This is a genomic window from Streptomyces sp. NPDC055287, from assembly GCF_053646035.1.
Window position 1 is genome coordinate 1 of record NZ_JBSHNE010000145.1, and the last position, 1023, is coordinate 1023.

The following is a 1023-nucleotide window of genomic DNA, read 5'->3' on the forward strand; positions in this document are numbered from 1 at the left end:
GTGCATCAGCTCGGCCTTGTACTCCTTGACCATGCGGGCACGCATGGCCTCGGGGTCCTCGGCCTCGGCGATCTGCTTGCGGAAGATGACGTTGGCGGCGCCCTCGGCGCCCATCACCGCGATCTCGTTGGTGGGCCAGGCATACGTGAGGTCGGCACCGATGGACTGCGAGTCCATGACGATGTACGCACCTCCGTAGGCCTTCCGCAGGATCAGGGAGATCCGGGGCACGGTGGCGTTGCAGTACGCGTAGAGCAGCTTGGCGCCGTGGCGGATGATCCCACCGTGCTCCTGGTCGACGCCGGGCAGGAAGCCGGGGACGTCCAGCAGGGTGACGATCGGGATGTTGAACGCGTCGCACATCTGCACGAAGCGTGCGGACTTCTCGCTGGCCTCGATGTCGAGGACACCGGCCAGGGACTGCGGCTGGTTGGCGACTATGCCGACGACCTGGCCGCCGAGGCGGGCCAGGGTGCAGATGATGTTGGTGGCCCAGCGCTCGTGGATCTCCAGGAAGTCGCCGTCGTCGACGAGCTCCTCGATGACCTTGCGCATGTCGTAGGGGCGGTTGCCGTCGGCCGGGACCAGGTCCAGCAGCACCTCCGAGCGGCGGTCGGCCGGGTCCTCGGACTCGACCGCCGGCGGGTTCTCCCGGTTGTTCGAGGGCAGCATCGAGATCAGGTAACGGACCTCGGCGATGCAGGTCTCCTCGTCGTCGTACGCGAAGTGCGCGACGCCCGAGGTCTCCGCGTGCACATCGGCGCCGCCCAGACCGTTCTGCGTGATCTCCTCGCCGGTCACGGCACGGACGACGTCCGGGCCCGTGATGAACATCTGCGAGGTCTCACGGACCATGAACACGAAGTCGGTGAGGGCCGGGCTGTAGGCCGCGCCGCCCGCGCACGGGCCGAGCATCACGGAGATCTGCGGGATGACACCGGAGGCACGCGTGTTGCGCTGGAAGATGCCGCCGTAACCCGCGAGCGCGGAAACGCCCTCCTGGATACGGGCACCGGCGCCGTC

At 68.0% G+C, this 1023-nt stretch carries 1 protein-coding gene; it reads right to left on the reverse strand.

Annotated elements, in window-relative coordinates; genetic code table 11:
* Positions 1–1023 (reverse strand): acyl-CoA carboxylase subunit beta (locus ACWIHY_RS40420; protein ID WP_454381765.1); only part of this gene is annotated, 1023 nt, incomplete at both ends.